The organism is Nocardioides exalbidus (assembly GCF_900105585.1).
GTDB classification, from domain to species: Bacteria; Actinomycetota; Actinomycetes; order Propionibacteriales; family Nocardioidaceae; genus Nocardioides; species Nocardioides exalbidus.
This window is the reverse complement of the sequence record NZ_FNRT01000002.1, coordinates 4,066,752-4,082,999: the sequence shown is the minus strand read 5'-3', so window position 1 is coordinate 4,082,999 and position 16,248 is coordinate 4,066,752. Positions and strand designations below refer to the sequence as shown.

Sequence of the window (16,248 nt, the reverse complement as noted above, 5' to 3'; positions counted from 1 at the left end):
CGACCCTAGTTGCGTCCGCAGTCGCGTCACCCGGCAGACGTGGGACGGTGGGTCCGTGACCGATCGAGCAACGGCTGACGGATGGCGCACGGGGTGGCGGCACCGTGACTGGCTGAACCCACCCCTGCAGGTCGTCCGCGACCAGGACGACCTCCTGGTCACCGCGGCGGAGGGGAGCGACTTCTGGCGAACCACCTCCTACGGCTTCATCCACGACACGGGTCACACCCTGCTCGGCGACTTCCCGGACGGGACGGCCGCCGAGGTCCGGTTCGTCGCCGACTTCTCGGCCCAGTTCGACCAGGCGGGCCTGCTGATCCGTGCCGAGGAGGAGCAGTGGATCAAGGCCGGCGTCGAGCTGTCCGACGGCGTCCTCCAGCTGGGCGCCGTGGTCACGCGGGGTGTCTCGGACTGGTCGGTCGCCCCCGTGCCGGAGTGGTCGGGCCAGGAGGTCGTCGTGCGGGCCAGTCGCGACGGCGACGCAGTCACGGTCCGGGCCCGCAGCGGCGACGAACCGTGGCGGCTCGTCCGGGTGGCACCTCTCCCGCCCGGACTCCTGCGCGTGGGCCTCATGTGCTGTGCGCCGACGCGCGCGGGCCTGGTCGTCCGCTTCACCGACCTGCGGCTCGTCGAGGCGGACGACTCCCTGCACCCCTGAGCAGATCCGGGGGATGCGTCTCGCGCTGAGCGGTCACACCTTCGCCCGTCGGTTCGTCGTACCAGTGGAAGCACCGGATCCACTCACCCGAGGAGCAGACATGAGCAACCACACCATCGCCGTCCCCGTCACCGACCTGGACGCGGCGACCGCGTTCTACACGACCGCGTGGGGCGTCGAGCCGCACACGGTGACGCCCTACTACGTGGGCTTCAACCTCGACGGCCAGGAGATCGGCCTGAACCCCAACGGCGCCGCGCAGGGCATGACCGGCACGGTCGTCTACTGGACGACCGACGACCTCGCCGGCAAGGTGGCCGAGGCCGAGGCAGCCGGTGGGAGCGTCGTGTTCCCCGTGACCGAGGTCGGCGGGGGCACGTCGCTGGCGATCGTGTCCGACCCGTCCGGCAACCAGGTCGGCTTCATCACCCAGGGCTGAGCGGCCCGGATCAGCCGGCGTCGCGGGCGTCGTGCTGGGCAGAGATCTGCTCGGGCTCGGCGCCGCTGTCGGCCTCGAGCCCGTGGCGCCAGGTGTTCCAGTGCCAGGTCAGCCAGCGGTCGACGGCCTTGACGGCGTACGCGCTCCGGATGGAGTGGAAGACGTCGAAGGCGTGCTGGGCGCCGGGGAGCTCGGCGTAGGTCACCGACTTCCCCGACTCGCGGCGCAGCGCCGCGGTGAACATCCGCGCCTGGTCGACGGCGACGAGCGTGTCGAGCTCGCCGTGGATGACGAAGAAGTCGGGCGCGTCCGGGGTGATCCGCAGGATCGGCGAGGCCGCCTCGAAGACCTCGGGCGACTCCTTCCACGTCGTGCCCATGACCTTCGGGCCGAGGAAGCCGTCGCGCATCCCGATGGCGTTGGACAGGCCGGTCGAGCCAGCGAAGTCGTAGACGCCGTAGAAGGGCACGGCCGCCTGGACGGAGGTGTCGGCGTCCTCGAAGCCGGGCTGATAGGCCGGATCGTTCGGGGTGAGCGCGGCGAGCGCCGTCAGGTGGCCGCCGGCCGAGCCCCCGGTGATCGCGAGGTAGTCGGGGTCGCCGCCGTAGTCGGCGATGTTGTCCTTGATCCAGGCGATGGCGCGCTTCACGTCGATGATGTGCGCCGGCCACGGGTCGCGCGGGGAGAGGCGGTAGTTGATCGCCACGCACACCCAGCCCTTGGCGGCCATCTGGTTCATCAGGGGGCGCCCCTGGTGCTCCTTGGCGCCGTACTTCCACGCGCCGCCGTGGACCTGCAGCAGGACCGGGGCGTCCGTGATCGTGTCCTCCCCGGCGGGCAGGTAGATGTCGAGGTGGCCGCGCTTGCCGGCCTCGGAGTAGGGCACGTCGCTGATCACCCGCACGCCGTCGTCGGCGAAGTTGAACGGCCGGGCCATCTTGCGCCACGGCGTCGCGAGGTCGGCCGGGGTCGGCACCTGGTCGAGCTGCTCCACGTAGTCGACGCCGAGGCCCGCGACCAGCGCGTCCTCGAAGCCGTCCTTCATCTGGCGGCTCTGCTTCACCATGTGGGCGAGCCCGAGCGCGCTGGCACCCGCGAGCGCGAGCCCGGCCTTGGCGCGGAATCCCTGGCGCCGCTTCCTCGTCAGGTGGGTGGCCGCGTCGAGCGCGGTGAGCGCCAGCACCTGCGGGGCGGTCTCGCCGAAGAGCCAGCCCGCCGCGAAGGAGGGCACTCCCGCCCGCTGGTTGCGCGGTGGGCGCAGCGCGTTGACGGTCAGTGCGGCGACGAGTGCTTGACGGCCGAGGAAACTCACGCGAACAAATCTACTCGCCGGTACTAACGTGCTGTCCGATGACTGGGATGCATGCCGACGAGATCACCATCGACGACGGGACCGTGCGCCGCCTCGTGGCCGCGCAGTTCCCCGACTGGGCGTCGCTGCCGCTGCGGCGACTGCCGCCGGTGGGGACGGACAACCAGCTCTTCCGCCTCGGCGACGACCTGCTCGTGCGGACGCCGCGCATCCACTGGGCCGCCGACTCCGCGGTCACCGAGCACGCGTGGCTGCCTCGGCTGGCGCCGCACCTGCCACTGCCGATCCCCGCGCCGATCGCGCTCGGGGAGCCGGGGGAGGGCTACCCGTGGCACTGGACGGTCGTGCCCTGGATCGTCGGCGAGACCCCGACGGAGCAGACGTTCGACCCCGAGGAGTGGGCGGTCTCGCTCGCTGCCTTCGTCCGCGCGTGCCGGGAGGTGCCGTCCCTCGACGGGCCGGTGAAGACCGAGGGCCGCGGCGCCCCGATCGAGCAGCTCGACGACTGGGTGCAGGAGTGGACGGCCAAGGCCGATCCGGCGCTCGTGGACCGCGACGCGGTGCTGGCGCTGTGGGCCGACGCCCTCGCCGCACCGGCGTACGACGGCGAGCCGCGCTGGTTCCACGGCGACCTGCACGAGGGCAACCTGCTCGTGCGTGACGGTCGCCTGGTCGCGGTGATCGACTGGGGCGCGGCGGGTCGCGGCGACCCGGCCATCGAGCTCAACGCCATGTGGGGCTACCTCCCCGCCTCGGTCGCCGAGCTCTACCGGGCCGAGGTCGGCCTCGACGAGGCGGCGTACCGTCGGGCGCGGGGCTTCGCGCTCGCGCCCTCGATCAGTGCGCTGACCTACTACCGCGACACCGCGCCGGAGATCGCCCGCGGCTCGCTCGGGACGGTCGAGCGGCTGCTCGCCTCGCTCGACTGACCACGTCGCGCGGGCGACGATGTCGCACCCAACCGATCCGCCGTTGGGCGCATCTTCAGGGGTGACAGGCCGATCGAAGGGGGACTGATGGTGCGGGTGCGAGACGGTTCGCCACGTGGGGACGACGACTTCGCCGAGTTCGTCCACGTGGCGTGGCCGGGCCTGTACAGGTCGGCGTACCTCCTGCTGGGGGATCGCGGTCTCGCCGAGGACCTCGCCCAGACTGCGCTCACGAAGACGTACGTTGCGTGGGCCAGAATCGAGGACCCGGGCGCCGCGCGCGCCTACGCCCAGCGCACCCTCATCAACACGGCCTCGTCGTGGTTCCGGAGACGCTCGTGGCGCAGCGAGCGACCCTCGGACGACCTGCCGGAGGCCTCCGACGGCCGGCATCCGGGTGCCCGTGTCGAGGTCATGGAGGCGCTCGCGTCGCTCCCGCCTCGGCAGCGAGCCGTCGTGGTCCTCCGCTACTACGAAGACCTCTCCGTCGCGGAGACGGCCGACGCCCTCGGGTGTTCAGCCGGCACGGTCAAGAGCCAGACGTTCGAGGCCTTCGCCAAGCTGCGCACGCTGCTCGGCGACGCCGCCGTCCCCGAGACCTTGGGAGCCCACCGTGGTTGACCAGCTGACCGACCTGATGCGCGCCGAGGCCGACGCGCTCGACATCCCTCACCCTCCGACCACCACCATCGTGCGCAAGGGTCGGCTGGCCCGCCGCTCGAGGGTCGTCGTCCCGGTTCTCGCAGCCGTCGCGGCAGCGTCCGTCGTAGGCGCCGTCGTGCTGCTGCCCGGGACGGGCGCTGCTCCGGGCGATCCGGTGGTTGCGCGCACGGAGCGCGCGCCGGCCGCCTTCACCAGTGCCGAGGCAGCCGAGGCGCGGACGGCGTACGCCGACAAGGGTGCGTACGCCGCCGGCCGGAGGGTCTGGTTCGGCGACCTCGACCGCGGCGTCGAGATCGACGACCCGGCAGTCCGCGGGCTCTACTACACCTCGGCGGGACTGCTCGTCCGGCACGGCAAGGACTACGTCATGGACGGCTCGAGCCGCGACGGCTACTCGCTCGTCGGCACGGACGGGAGCGTGGCGGACCTCGACATCTCCGTCGGTGACGTGTCGCCGTCGACGGACCCGACCCAGCCCTACTTCGCCTACGCGCAGCCGGACGGCGACGCGTGGCGGGTCGTCGTCCTCGACCTCCGGACCGGCGCGGCAGCCGCCGTCGTCCAGGTGGACGGCTCGTTCACGTGGGGAGGCTGGGACGCGCCGCCGGTGTCGCTGTCGGGCGACCGCGTCTACGTCGGGCTCGACGACGAGATTGCCGTCGTTGACTGGCGGTCGGGCAACGTGTCGTCGACACCGCTCGACGGCTCTCGCTATCCGGACATCAGTGCGGACCGCTTCCTCGACCTCGACAACGGCAGCGGCGACGCCAGCGTGCGGGTCGTGGAGGCGCTGACGGGGAAGGTGCTCCTCGACCTGCCCGACATCGGGGACAGGTGGGCGTCGCTGTCGCCCGACGGTAGCCACGTGCTGGTGCTGCCCTACATGCCGGTCGACGAGAACGGTCAGATCGGCTTCCTCGACGGCGCCGTGCTCTACTCGGTCGACACGGGGGACAGCAACGAGCTGCCGGCGTCGCCGGTGGGCGGCTACGGGTGGACTCCGGGCGGCGCCGTGATCAGCGTCAGCGGCGGCGAGCTCCGGGCGTGCGACCTCGCCGGCTGCAGCACGACGTCGATCGCCGCCGGTCCCGCCGGCACGATCCGGCTGGGCGGGGTGGTCAACGAGGCGTAGCGATGGTGCGTCACCACTCGCCGTTGAGCTTCGCGTAGCCCGCGCTCAGCACGCCTGTGGCAGCGGCTGTCGCCACGAGCAGCACGGCGACGGTGGTGACCGTGCGCAGGCGGACGGCAGTCGCGACGACCAGTGCGGTGCCGAGCACGAGGCAGATCGTCCAGTAGACCGGGCTGGTCGTGGCGTCGACGACGGTGAGCCCGTAGATGCCGTCGGCCACCAGCACGCCCGCGAGCGACCCGGCGCCGAGAGCGGCCCGAACGGGGTGCCGGCCGACGACCGCCGCGGCCGCGGCCCCGACGAAGGGCCCAGCGACGACGCCGATCGCCCCCCAGTAGACGGGGCTGTAGGTGAGGCCCCGCAGCTCGGACGCGATCGTGTAGCCGAGCACCAGGCTGACGAAGGACAGGACGCCGAGGACCGCGCCCCAGCCGAGCGAGGGACGTACCGCGGCGACGAGCAGCACGGTGAGGATCGTCCAGCCGGACGGCGAGTTCGCGAAGGACGACACCGCCTCGGGCAGGAAGCCCTGCGCCCAGGACGTCAGGCCACCCAGCAGGAGGCTCGCGGCGATCACGACAGCGGCGTGGCGGAGATGTGTCATGGGTCCATCGTGGTGGCTCCGGCTCTCGCGCACCCTGTCGGTCGTACCTGGGTACCGGAGGTCGGTACCCGGGTACGAGGGGGCTTGACCTTGACCCTGCGGCAACGCCCACGGTCGTCGCACCGGTGACCGTCACCGGGGAGGATGGGGACGATGACCGACGACCGGACGCCTGGGCTGCTCACCATCGGCGACTTCGCCCGTGAGGCGGGGCTGACGCCGAAGGCGCTGCGGCTGTACGACGACCTGGGCCTGTTGCGGCCCGCGCAGGTCGACGCGCACTCGGGCTACCGGCGCTACGCCGTCGGGCAGCTCGAGCGGGCGCGGCTCGTGGCCACGCTGAGGTTGGTCGGCATGCCGCTCGCCCGGATCGAGCAGGTCCTCAACGCGACGCCCGCCGAGGCGGCGCGCCAGGTCGAGGCCTACTGGCGCCAGGTCGAGCACGACACGGCCAGCCGGCGCAGCATCGTCACCACCCTCGTCCAGCAGATGAGGAACGAGGCACCCGCCATGAGCACCACCACCCACACCCTGCAGGCCGAGATCGGCACCAGCCACCGGACGGGAGCGCGTGAGCGACAGCAGGACGCGCTGCTCGCCACCCCCGGGCTGGTGGCGGTCGCCGACGGGTTCGGCGCCCGCGACGACCTCGCCGCCGCCGTCCTGGCGGCGTTCGCGGTCGACGGGTTCGACGGCGCGACCGCGGAGGTCGCCGCCGACCTCGGCACGACCCCGGCCGACGCGCCGACGTCGGGCACCACGCTCACCGCGGTCAGGTTCGACGGAAGCACCGCCCGCGTGGTGCACGTCGGCGACGGCCGCGCGTGGCTGGTCCGTGCCGGCACCGTCGAGCAGCTGACCCACGACCACACGGTCGTCGCAGCGCTCATCGAGTCGGGCCAGCTCACCCTCGACGAGGCCCGCTCCCACGCGCACCGCAGCCTGCTCAACCGGGCGGTCGTCCCGGGCGTCGTGCCCGACGAGGTCGACGTACCCCTCCGGGCCGGGGACCGGCTCGTGCTCACCACGGACGGCGTGCACGCGACCGTGGACGACCTCGCGCCCCTCCTGGCCTCGCCGCAGCCTGCACAGGAGGTCGCGGACGCCGTGGCCGACGCGGTCGCTGCAGCAGGTGAGGTCGACAACCACACGATCGTGGTCGTCGACCTCACCTGAGCGACTACCAGGCGACCTGCTCGGGATCGGTCACCAGGACCGGCGGCAGCGCCTCGCGCAGCTCGTCGGGCGCGGCGAGCGACTGGAGGCTCGGGAACGTGAGCCCGGTCTTCCCCTCGAGCAGGTCGAGCGGCACCAGCCAGGTGTCGAAGTCGTCGAGGAAGTCGATCGACTCGATGCCGTCGAGGTCCTGCGAGAGGACGAAGCACTTCGCGCGGACCTGGCCGGCCATCCGGTAGACGACGACCTTCCAGTGCTCGCGCGGCAGCCGCACGACGTCGCGGTAGAGCGGGTCGTCGTCGGCGAGCACCGGGCCGGCGAAGAGGGTGAGGCGCCGGTCCTCGAGGCCCTCCTGCGCGAGCACGGCGTTCTCGAGCAGGCCCCAGACGCCGCCGCGCCCGGACTGGTTGAAGTCCTGGTGCTGCGGCGTGATGTTGGTGAAGAAGAACGAGTCGTGGTTGGCCGCCCTCGCCTCCTCGAGCGTGCCCCACAGCAGGTCCGAGCGACGCGCGACGTGGCCGCGGTCGAGGTCGTTGTCGGCGTAGGCCGCCTCCCCGGTCTGCACGTCCGCCGGGATCCGCGGGTCGAGCCGGAAGTCCTCGCCCGAGCGACTGATGCTGTCGCTCGGGAAGAGCCGGAGGCCATCGATGTTCCACGCCACCCACGCCGCGAGCCGACGCTCGGGGTGCATCTGGAGGGTGAAGTGGGCGTAGTCGAGCAGGGCGCCCTCGTCGGGCGACTGCGGCGCGGACAGCGGCGTCCTGAGGAACGACGGGTCGTAGGCGAGCACTGCCATGCCCCGAGTGTGCGCCTCACGGCATGATCAGGCCATGCCTGCCCGCCGCGGACTCTTCGTCGCCCCGTTCGACGCCCTCGCCGACCCTCGCGTCGTCGGCGACCTCGCCGCCGAGGCGGAGGAGGCCGGCTGGGAGGGCTTCTTCGTCTGGGACCACCTGCAGTACGGGGACCGGGTGGCCGAGATCGCGGACGTGTGGACCTGCTGCGCGGCCGTCGCGATGCGCACCGAGAAGCTGCTCTTCGGCCCGATGGTCACTCCGCTGGCACGACGTCGCCCGCAGGTCCTCGCGCGCCAGTCGGCCAGCCTCGCCGTCCTGTCGGGCGGGCGCTTCGTGCTGGGGCTCGGGCTCGGTGACGACTGGGTGGGGGAGTTCGGCGCCTACGGCGACGAGCCCGATCCGAAGGTCCGCGGTCGGATGCTCGACGAGGGACTCGAGGTGCTCACCGGCCTCCTCGGTGGCGACCCGGTGGACCACGACGGCGACCACTACGCCGCGCGTGACGTGCGCTTCCTGCCGGCGCCTGAGGTGACGATCTGGATCGGCGGACGCTTCCCGAACGCCGCCCCGCTGCGGCGGGCGTCGCGCCACGACGGGTTCTTCGTCATCGGCCTCGACGGTCCTGGAGACCTCGACCGGGTCACCGCCGACCTGGCCCGCCACGAGCCGCGCAACGGCTTCGACGTGGTCGTCGACCTCCAGCCCGACCAGGACCCCGCTCCGTGGCTCGACGCCGGCGCGTCGTGGGTGCTGACCCGCGTCGGCCCCTACGACCTCGACCTCGACGCCGTACGACGACTCGTGCGCGCCGGCCCCTGACCTGCGGCTTCACGCCCTCCCAGACACGACGGATCGCGGGTTATGGTCCGGACGTGTCGACGCCACTCTCCGTGATGCTGGTCGCGCTGCCCGTGATGCTTGCGGTCCTGGTGGTGGTGCTCGTGCTGCGCCGGCGACTCGAGGGCACGACGTACGCCGGGACCGGCCTCGGCGACTGGCGGAAGGTCGCCGCGGGGCTCTCGTGGCCCGAGCGGTGGGCCATCTCCCGCGCGAACGCGTCAGGGCGTGCCGCCTCACCGGAGCTGGCGGCGCACGCTGTCCAGCGCGGAGAGGCGATGGCCGCGTGTGTCGAGGTCATGACCGCCAGGTCGTCGAACCTGCGGAAGGTGTGGCTCGTGCTCGGCGTCAGTGCGCTGGCGCTGTGCGCGCTCAACATCTCCCTGCTCGTCGCGGGTGAGCGTGAGTGGCACAACTGGCTGCAGGTCCTCACCCAGGGCGCCCTGGCCGTCATGTGGCTCTCCACGCCGGCGGTGCAACGTCGGCAGGTCGTCAAGCTCGAGCGCTCGGTCGAGCGCAACCGCGCGCTCGTCGCTGCTCAGTGAGCTCGTAGCGCCGTGGTGAGCGCTGCGCTGTGCCAGTGCTCCATCGCCATGAGGCGTTGCCGATCCGTTGCCAGGTAGCGGAAACGCACGAGACTGAGCGCGTGGAACGACACGTCACGGTGAAGTGACTGGCTGTTCTGGCCGACCCAGTCGACCAGTCCCGGTGCGTCGAGGATCGGCCCCGCACAGTGCACGATGCTGGAGTACGGCTCGGCCTGCACCATCACGCCGCCGATGGACATGGTCACGCCGGTCAGGCGCAGCGTGATCGGAGCCAAGGACCGTGCGACGTCGTCCAGAGCTGCCATCCACTCACCTGTGATGTCCGTGGCGGAGGCCGACTCTCGGTAGGGCTCGAGCGCGCGGACGGTGCAGGGCACAGGCCTGTGGCCTGCACCGTCGTGGTGACCGGCGGGGTGTGGGGCGGGGTCATGGTCGTTCGGGCGGCTCGGGCTCAGCCGGGTTGATCGGGGTGGTCCCGTCGCGGTCTCGCCTGAACTGGTGGCCGTGGGGTGAGGTCCACTCGAACACGCCGGGTTCGGTCATGGCGTAGCGCCAGGCGGTGAAGGTCTTGAGCCGGTGGTGGGAGCGGCACAGGCAGGCGAGGTTGTCGGACTGCGTCGGACCCGGTTGTGGTCTGCCTTCTGCTTCGGCGTGATGGTCGTACGCGGTGACGTGGTCGATGTCGCAGCCCCTGGCTGGTCTCGTGCAGTGCGGGAAGACGCAGGTGCGGTCGCGCAGGATGACCTGCTCGCGGATGCGGTCGGGGATGTCGTAGCCGGGTGCGGTGAGGTTGTGGTTGAGGTCGATGACCGGCTTCACGGTCACCTCCGTCCGGCTGTCGCCGCACCAGGACTGGAGCTGTTCGAGGAGCAGGAGCTTCTGCCGGTTTTCCATCCGTCCGGTGGGACCGAAGACCGTGCCCTCGTCGGTGATGTCGGCGTCGAAGTGGGCGTGGAGGACTACCTCTCGCGCGGCGGGAAGGTTGGGGAGGTCGGGTCTCGATACGCCTCCTCGTTCCTCGTCGGCCACTCGACCACCCGAAGAGAAGGCGGTGGCGGCGAGGTCGAGGGCGGTCTGGGTGCGGGCGAGGTTGCCGAGGGCCTTGGCGCGGCGGACGTCGAGGGTCTCGGTGGAGCCGAGGGCTTTCTGCGTGGCGGCGTCACGGCTGAGGGCGTGGTCGAGGTCGATGCCGTCGGCGAGGTCGAGGTCGGCCTCGACGTGGATGGTCCCGGCGAAGTGCACGTCCTGATCCAGGACGGTGACGTGGCGGGGGTCGACGTACAGGTAGCCGTCGTCCGGGTCAGCCGCCCGATCCGGTTGAGCGAGCTGGAACCTCTTGATGGCTTCGGCGACGAGGCGGTCGAGCTGCGCGACACCGACACGTCCGGCGACAGCCGCGACCTGGTCGTCGACCCACCCGGCAGCCTCACGCGTCAGCGAAGGAACAGAGTGGATGGTGGCCTCGGCGACCGACCGCGCCCGCCACGCCGGAACAGAGCCGGAGTGGACCTGGGACCACAGTCGGGGGAGGCGGTGGCGCAGCTCGAGGGCATGCCCAATGAGCTTCTTCGCCGCGGTCGACGAGATCCCGAGGACGGCGCCGAGCTCGGCCACACAGAACTCCGCGACCAGCGGACACCCCTCGCCCGCGATCGGCTCCTCGTGCTCGGACCCCGGTGTGGTGAACGCTGCGGCCAGGTGGGTCGACTCGGGCGGGTGGAGGTCGGCCCAGCGCGCGGAGGTCACCAGCAGGTCGGCTGCGGCCCGGTTCTCGGCTGCATTCTGCGAGCGTGCGCGGCGCAGGAGGTCGGAGGCGGTGAGGTCGTCAACCTTCGCCTGCTCGACCACTGCTAGCGCTTCGCTCATGTGTTCGATTGTAGGCGACGGGTCCGACAGTGGCCATGGTCGGAGGTGCGAGGTTCGGTCAAGGGATGGTCTGGTCTCGTGACGGGCGCGGGGCGCCCTCCTCGACCTACGGCGGCGGGGCGGGGTGGCCTTGGTTTCGACACGCTCGCTGGCGCTCGCTGCTCAACCAGCGGCGCGGCTCCAGAGCGCCCTGCTCAGCCAGCGCCGGGGGCGTGCAGCTTCTCGCCGAAGAACTCGAGCACGGCGTCGACGGCGACCTGCGAGCGCTGCTCGGTGACCGTGGAGTGGCCCTGGCCCTCGAGCTCGACCCGGATGAACGCGTCGCCGATGAGCGAGGTCAGGGTGTCGAAGCGGGTGCCGGGGAGCGGGTCCGAGGCGTAGCGGATGCCCAGCACCTGGCAGCCCTCGGCCGCCCGGCGGCGTACGACGTCCGCGTCGGCGGGGGAGAGGTTGAGGTCGGCGCCGCGCTTGGCGCCCGGGACGAACGGGGTGCTGGGCTGGCACACGACCGGCGCGACCGTGCTGTCGTCGACCATCATCGCGAGCGCGAAGCCGCCGGTGAAGCACATGCCGAGCGCGCCGACACCCGGACCGCCGAGCTCCTCGTGGAGCTCGCGGGCGAGGGTGCGCAGCCAGCCGGCGACGGGCGTGGTCACGCCGCGGCCGAGCTTGGTGAACTCGCGGCTGATGCAGATCTTCGGGAAGGTGCGGGCGACGTCGCCGTTGCTGAACTCGCGGCCGACCGGCCCGAAGAGGTGCGGCAGCACGACGGTGTAGCCGGCCTCGACGAGCTCCTCGCCGAAGCGCACGACACCGGCGGTGAGGCCCGGCATCTCGTGCACCACGACGACACCGGGCCCGGTGCCCTTGCGGTGGACGGGGTGCGTCGTCGGCCTCCCGTTGACGTCGGCGGTGTGCTCGGAGCGGGTCCAGGTGTCGAGTACGTCCACGGACCGAAGGGTCGCAGCCCGGGCGGCTGGGCGGAAGGCCGGACGGTGTGGCAGGTGCCGGCGACCGGTGCGACCTGGGGGATGATCGGGCGCGTGATGACGTTCCTCGGCCTCGGTCCCGGCCGCGACTTCGTGCTGCTCGCGCTGCCGAAGACCGCGAGCACGACCCTCGAGCGGACGCTGGCGCCGTACGCCACCGAGGTGGTCAGCGCGCCGCCGGGACAGAAGCACCTGCCCGCGCGGGGGTTCGTCCACACGAGGGCGCAGGCGCTCGCCGAGCAGGGCCACCCGCGCGACTCCTACGAGCTGGTCACCCTGTTCCGCGAGCCGATCGCCTGGCTGGAGTCGTGGTGGCGCTACCGCGGTCGCGAGGACTCACGTCAGTCGACGGCCGACATGGCCTTCGAGCAGTTCGCACGGCACTACCTCGCCGGCGACGACGACGCGCCCGTGCCCAGGGGCCGGCCGTCGAGGTTCGTGCAGGCGCAGGGAGGGGTCGCGGTCGACCGGATCTTCAGCGTGGACCGCCCCGACGTCTGGGAGCCGTGGTTCAGCGAGCGGGTGGGCGCGGCGCTCGAGTTCGAGCGCCGCAACGCCTCCGGCGCCGAGCGCGGCGAGCTGTCGTCCGCCACGCGCGATGAGCTGGCCGCGCACTTCGCCCCGGAGTACGACGTGTGGCGCCGGCTGGAACCGACCGGCGAGTGGGCCGGGGCGCGAGGCACCCAGCTGGCCGACGGACCGGCTCAGTAGGTGTAGCCGAAGAGCTCGATGTCCTCGGCGTAGACCTCGGCGATCTTCTTGCGGGTCTCGTCGGTGAAGTAGTCGTGGTAGGTCCCGTGCCGCGACTTGTTCTTGTGGACGGGAACGGACGGCTCGAGGCCGAGCTGGACCTGCACGCGCTGGAGGTCCACGGCGAAGTTCTCCGTGCGGCCGATGAAGTCGACCTCGCGGTCGTGCTTCGGGGCGCGGAGGTACTGGATCTGGGGGGTGCCGACGCGGGGGAGCTCCTCGGTGCCGCGCAGCACGAACTCGCTGAAGTCGGCGTAGGCGGCCGCCGCGCGCCACATCTCGTTGCCGTCGCGCATCGAGCCGTGCTTGACGTCCTGCGGCTTGCCGCTGGCCGGGCCGTGGCGCCGGTCCCACTGCGAGATCATCGAGTACCACGACACCATCCGCGCCCACGGGTTCCGGACGAAGCCGAACATCCAGTAGTCGGTGACCTGCGGCTCGTGCTTGAGGATCTTGCCGAGCGTCGCGTGGCGACCCAGCGCCGGACGCGCCTTGCGGGCGTCGGGACAGGCCTCCTTGACGGTGTCCTCGACCGAGACGCCGCCCGTCTTGGGGACGTGGACGAAGAGGACCTGCTTGGAGTCGCTGATCAGCACGCGGCGAGGTTATCCGATGCCGACGTGTCCGCCCGATCCCTCTACCCTGTGCCGGTGACCGGCACCCTCGTGGCGAAGGACCTGGCCGGTGGCCACGGGCACCGCACCCTCTTCGAGCACCTCGACCTCACCGTCGCCCCGGGCGACGTGGTCGGGGTCGTCGGTGCCAACGGCGCCGGCAAGTCCACGCTGCTGCGCCTCCTCGCGGGCGAGGCGGTGCCGATGGCCGGGTCGGTGACGACCGCACCGTCCGACGCCTTCGTCGGCTGGCTGCCCCAGGAGCACGAGCGGGTGCCGGGGGAGACGATCGGCGACTACCTCGGCCGCCGCACCGGCGCCACCACCGCGACCGAGGCGATGGAGGCGGCCGCGACCGCGCTCGAGACGGACGACGCCGGAGCCGGTGACGCGTACGCCGCCGCGCTCGACCACTGGCTCGCCACCGGGGCGCCGGACCTCGACGACCGCGCGCCCGCCGTCCTCGGCGAGCTCGGCCTCGACCTGGGCCTCGACGCCCTGATGACCACGCTGTCGGGCGGCCAGGCGGCACGGGTCGCGCTCGCCGCGCTCCTGCTCAGCCGCTTCGACGTGGTGCTCCTCGACGAGCCGACCAACGACCTCGACCTCGCCGGCCTCGAACGGCTCGAGTCCTTCGTGCGCGGCCTCCGCGCGGGCGTCGTGCTCGTCTCGCACGACCGCGAGTTCCTCGCGCGCTGCGTGACGCGCATCGTCGAGCTCGACCTCGCGCAGCACCAGGTGGCCGTCTACGACGGCGGCTACGACGCGTTCCTCGAGGAGCGCGCGGTGGCGCGCCGGCACGCGCGCGAGGCCTACGAGGAGTTCGCCGAGAAGAAGGCCGACCTCGTCGGTCGGGCGCGCACCCAGCGCGAGTGGAGCTCGCAGGGCGTGCGCAACGCGATGAAGAAGTCGCCGGACAACGACAAGATCCGCCGCCGCGCGCAGACCGAGTCGTCGGAGAAGCAGGCGCAGAAGGTGCGCCAGATGGAGTCGCGCATCGCGCGGCTGGAGGAGGTCGAGGAGCCCCGCAAGGAGTGGGTGCTCCAGTTCGACATCGCTGCCGCGCCGCGCTCGTCCAGCGTCGTCGCCACCCTCGACGGAGCGGTCGCCCGGCTCGGCGACTTCCGGCTCGGGCCGGTGTCGCTGCAGGTCTCCGCCGGCGACCGGATCGCGATCACCGGGCCCAACGGCGCCGGCAAGACCACCCTGCTGCGGCTGCTGCTCGGTCACCTCGCCCCCGACGAGGGTCGTGCCTCGGTGGGCGCCAGCGTGGCGATCGGTGAGATCGACCAGGCGCGCACGTCGCTGGCCGACGCGCTCCCGCTGGGCGACGCCTGCGAGGCCGTCGTGCCCGAGATGACCTCCGCCGAGGTCCGCACGCTCCTCGCGAAGTTCGGCCTCAAGGCCGACCAGGTCGCCAGCCTCGTCGGCCGGCTCTCGCCCGGCGAGCGCACCCGCGCGGCGATGGCGCTGCTCCAGGCGCGCGGGGTGAACCTCCTCGTCCTCGACGAGCCGACCAACCACCTCGACCTGCCCGCCATCGAGCAGCTCGAGCAGGCGCTGGAGACCTACGACGGCACCCTGCTGCTGGTCTCGCACGACCGGAGGCTGCTGGCCAACGTCGCGCTCGACCAGCGCTGGGAGGTCGACGGCGGCCGGGTGCGGACCGGGTGATGGCCGACCTCGACGCACCGCCGCGTGGCTACCGCACGTCGCAGAAGGTCCTGCACTGGCTGAGCGTCGGGGCGCTCGCGGCCCAGTTCGCCGTCGGCTACGCCCTGGACCTCGACGACGACTGCGACCCGCCGGGGGAGGACCGCAGCGGCGGCGACACCTCGGACGCCTTCGAGGACCGGCTCGACCGGCTCGAGGACGCCTGCGAGGCCCGTGCCGACGGCTACGACCTGCTCGGTGGCGGGTTCGACCTCGCCGAGGTGCACCTGCTCCTCGGGCTCGTGGTGCTCGCGCTCGGGGCCGTGCGACCGCTGTGGCGCCGGTACGCCGGCCTGCCACCGTGGTCGGAACACCTCTCGGCGGCCGACCGGACCCTCGTCCACTGGACCGAGCGGGCGCTGCTCGCCCTGCTCGTCGTCGTACCCGTCAGCGGGATCGTGCTGGTCGGCACCGGCGACGACCACTGGCTGCCGCTGCACGTCGGCGCCCACCTCGCGTTCTTCGCCGCGCTGGCGGCGCACCTGTCCACCATTCTCCGGCCGAGGATCCTCCGCCGGATGCTGTGAGGCTCAGCCCTCGAGCGGCCAGCCGCGCTGCGCCCAGCCGCCGGTGCCGCCGGCCACGTTGATCGCGGGGACGCCCTGGGCGCGGAGGTGGTCGACCACCTGGCGGCTGCGGCCGCCGGACTGGCAGATCACGAACACGGGCTGGTCCTGCGGGAGCTCGGCGATGCGCGCCGGCACGTCGTTCATCGGGATGTGGACCGCGCCGGGCACGCGCCCGCCGGCGACCTCGTCGGCCTCGCGCACGTCGACGACGTAGGCGCCCTGGCTGTGCGCGGCGGCGAACTCGTCGAGACCGACCTCGTCCTGCGGGCCGTTGGCGGCGGCCTCCTGGGCGGCCTTCACCTCCTGACGCACGGCGTCCATGTCGAGCTCCCGCGCCTGCTCGATCACGCCGGTGAGCGCCTGCGGCGGCAGCGCACCGGCCTGGTTGAAGAGCAGCACGCCGTCGCGGAACAGCATCAGCGTCGGGATGGAGGTGATCGCGGCCATCTGGGCGAGCTGCTGCTCGGCCTCGGTGTCGACCTTGCCGAAGACGATGTCGGGGTTGTCCTCCGACGCCTTCTCGAAGACCGGCGCGAACTGACGGCACGGGCCGCACCAGGCGGCCCAGAAGTCGACCAGGACGATGCCCTCGCCGCTCACGGTCTGCTCGAAGTCGGCCAGGGTCAGCTCACGCGTGCTCATTCCTCAAGCC

General features: G+C 72.2%; 19 protein-coding genes. 11 read left to right on the top strand and 8 right to left on the bottom strand.

What is annotated here, in order from left to right; all coding sequences use genetic code 11:
• The first annotated feature begins 55 nt into the window (after window positions 1-55).
• Window positions 56-658, top strand: coding sequence for a DUF1349 domain-containing protein (locus BLV76_RS19810; protein WP_090971440.1), 603 nt, complete (start codon window positions 56-58; stop codon window positions 656-658).
• A 100-nt stretch (window positions 659-758) separates the two neighbouring features.
• Window positions 759-1,097: a VOC family protein gene (locus BLV76_RS19805; RefSeq protein WP_090971438.1), complete on the top strand. Its 339-nt coding sequence runs from the start codon at window positions 759-761 to the stop codon at window positions 1,095-1,097.
• Window positions 1,098-1,107: 10 nt separating this feature from the next.
• On the opposite strand, the gene BLV76_RS19800 is transcribed toward BLV76_RS19805, so the two are convergent.
• On the bottom strand, window positions 1,108-2,409 hold the full coding sequence (locus tag BLV76_RS19800) for an alpha/beta hydrolase (RefSeq protein ID WP_090971436.1): 1,302 nt from the start codon (window positions 2,407-2,409) through the stop codon (window positions 1,108-1,110).
• A gap of 38 nt (window positions 2,410-2,447) precedes the next feature.
• Here BLV76_RS19800 and BLV76_RS19795 point away from each other — a divergent pair, with 38 nt between their 5' ends.
• The 3 genes from BLV76_RS19795 (at window position 2,448) to BLV76_RS19785 (ending at window position 5,133) form a co-directional block, all read left to right on the top strand.
• The gene (locus BLV76_RS19795; protein WP_217630398.1) at window positions 2,448-3,338 is read left to right on the top strand and encodes an aminoglycoside phosphotransferase family protein; all 891 of its coding nucleotides are present in this window, start codon (window positions 2,448-2,450) and stop codon (window positions 3,336-3,338) included.
• An 87-nt stretch (window positions 3,339-3,425) separates the two neighbouring features.
• Window positions 3,426-3,959: a SigE family RNA polymerase sigma factor gene (locus BLV76_RS19790; protein ID WP_090971432.1), complete on the top strand. Its 534-nt coding sequence runs from the start codon at window positions 3,426-3,428 to the stop codon at window positions 3,957-3,959.
• Window positions 3,952-5,133: a hypothetical protein gene (locus BLV76_RS19785; protein WP_090971430.1), complete on the top strand. Its 1,182-nt coding sequence runs from the start codon at window positions 3,952-3,954 to the stop codon at window positions 5,131-5,133. The genes BLV76_RS19790 and BLV76_RS19785 overlap by 8 nt, the downstream gene beginning before the upstream one ends.
• A 10-nt stretch (window positions 5,134-5,143) precedes the next feature.
• Here BLV76_RS19785 and BLV76_RS19780 read toward each other — a convergent pair whose 3' ends face one another.
• A complete protein-coding gene (locus tag BLV76_RS19780; protein WP_139306642.1) occupies window positions 5,144-5,737 on the bottom strand; it encodes a DUF6518 family protein in 594 nt (197 codons plus the stop codon).
• Window positions 5,738-5,890: 153 nt separating this feature from the next.
• On the opposite strand from BLV76_RS19780, the gene BLV76_RS19775 reads away from it, so the two are divergent.
• On the top strand, window positions 5,891-6,913 hold the full coding sequence (locus BLV76_RS19775) for a MerR family transcriptional regulator (RefSeq protein ID WP_090971426.1): 1,023 nt from the start codon (window positions 5,891-5,893) through the stop codon (window positions 6,911-6,913).
• A 4-nt stretch (window positions 6,914-6,917) separates the two neighbouring features.
• Here the strand turns inward: BLV76_RS19775 and BLV76_RS19770 are convergent, their stop codons facing one another.
• On the bottom strand, window positions 6,918-7,709 hold the full coding sequence (locus BLV76_RS19770) for a DNA/RNA non-specific endonuclease (protein WP_090971424.1): 792 nt from the start codon (window positions 7,707-7,709) through the stop codon (window positions 6,918-6,920).
• Between the two features lie 34 nt (window positions 7,710-7,743).
• Here BLV76_RS19770 and BLV76_RS19765 point away from each other — a divergent pair, with 34 nt between their 5' ends.
• Both BLV76_RS19765 and BLV76_RS19760 read left to right on the top strand, forming a co-directional pair.
• Complete coding sequence (locus BLV76_RS19765; RefSeq protein ID WP_090971422.1) at window positions 7,744-8,529, top strand: LLM class flavin-dependent oxidoreductase; 786 nt, start codon at window positions 7,744-7,746, stop codon at window positions 8,527-8,529.
• A 53-nt stretch (window positions 8,530-8,582) separates the two neighbouring features.
• Window positions 8,583-9,092: a hypothetical protein gene (locus tag BLV76_RS19760; protein ID WP_090971421.1), complete on the top strand. Its 510-nt coding sequence runs from the start codon at window positions 8,583-8,585 to the stop codon at window positions 9,090-9,092.
• Here the strand turns inward: BLV76_RS19760 and BLV76_RS19755 are convergent.
• The 3 genes from BLV76_RS19755 to BLV76_RS19745 all read right to left on the bottom strand — a co-directional run bounded on the left by BLV76_RS19755 (window position 9,086) and on the right by BLV76_RS19745 (window position 11,911).
• Window positions 9,086-9,400 carry a hypothetical protein gene (locus BLV76_RS19755; protein WP_139306641.1) on the bottom strand — a complete coding sequence of 105 codons (315 nt, stop codon included), beginning with the start codon at window positions 9,398-9,400 and terminating at the stop codon, window positions 9,086-9,088. The two genes, BLV76_RS19760 and BLV76_RS19755, sit on opposite strands and share 7 nt — an antisense overlap.
• A 121-nt stretch (window positions 9,401-9,521) precedes the next feature.
• Window positions 9,522-10,961 carry an HNH endonuclease signature motif containing protein gene (locus tag BLV76_RS19750; RefSeq protein WP_139306640.1) on the bottom strand — a complete coding sequence of 480 codons (1,440 nt, stop codon included), beginning with the start codon at window positions 10,959-10,961 and terminating at the stop codon, window positions 9,522-9,524.
• Window positions 10,962-11,155: 194 nt separating this feature from the next.
• A complete protein-coding gene (locus tag BLV76_RS19745; RefSeq protein ID WP_245734785.1) occupies window positions 11,156-11,911 on the bottom strand; it encodes a dienelactone hydrolase family protein in 756 nt (251 codons plus the stop codon).
• A 54-nt stretch (window positions 11,912-11,965) separates the two neighbouring features.
• On the opposite strand from BLV76_RS19745, the gene BLV76_RS19740 reads away from it, so the two are divergent.
• The gene (locus BLV76_RS19740; protein WP_175539503.1) at window positions 11,966-12,661 is read left to right on the top strand and encodes a sulfotransferase family protein; all 696 of its coding nucleotides are present in this window, start codon (window positions 11,966-11,968) and stop codon (window positions 12,659-12,661) included.
• Here the strand turns inward: BLV76_RS19740 and BLV76_RS19735 are convergent.
• Window positions 12,655-13,296: a sulfotransferase family 2 domain-containing protein gene (locus BLV76_RS19735; RefSeq protein WP_090971412.1), complete on the bottom strand. Its 642-nt coding sequence runs from the start codon at window positions 13,294-13,296 to the stop codon at window positions 12,655-12,657. The genes BLV76_RS19740 and BLV76_RS19735 overlap by 7 nt on opposite strands.
• Window positions 13,297-13,350: 54 nt before the next feature.
• Here BLV76_RS19735 and abc-f point away from each other — a divergent pair, with 54 nt between their 5' ends.
• Together abc-f and BLV76_RS19725 are read left to right on the top strand one after the other, a co-directional pair.
• Window positions 13,351-14,988 (top strand): ribosomal protection-like ABC-F family protein, encoded by a 1,638-nt coding sequence (gene abc-f / locus BLV76_RS19730; protein WP_090973008.1) that lies wholly within the window; start codon window positions 13,351-13,353, stop codon window positions 14,986-14,988.
• Entirely contained in the window at window positions 14,988-15,554 is a 567-nt protein-coding gene (locus BLV76_RS19725) for a cytochrome b/b6 domain-containing protein (RefSeq protein WP_090971410.1), read from the top strand. The genes abc-f and BLV76_RS19725 overlap by 1 nt, the downstream gene beginning before the upstream one ends.
• A gap of 3 nt (window positions 15,555-15,557) precedes the next feature.
• Here BLV76_RS19725 and trxA read toward each other — a convergent pair whose 3' ends face one another.
• A complete protein-coding gene (gene trxA, locus BLV76_RS23430; protein WP_090971408.1) occupies window positions 15,558-16,238 on the bottom strand; it encodes a thioredoxin in 681 nt (226 codons plus the stop codon).
• Window positions 16,239-16,248 lie beyond the last annotated feature (10 nt).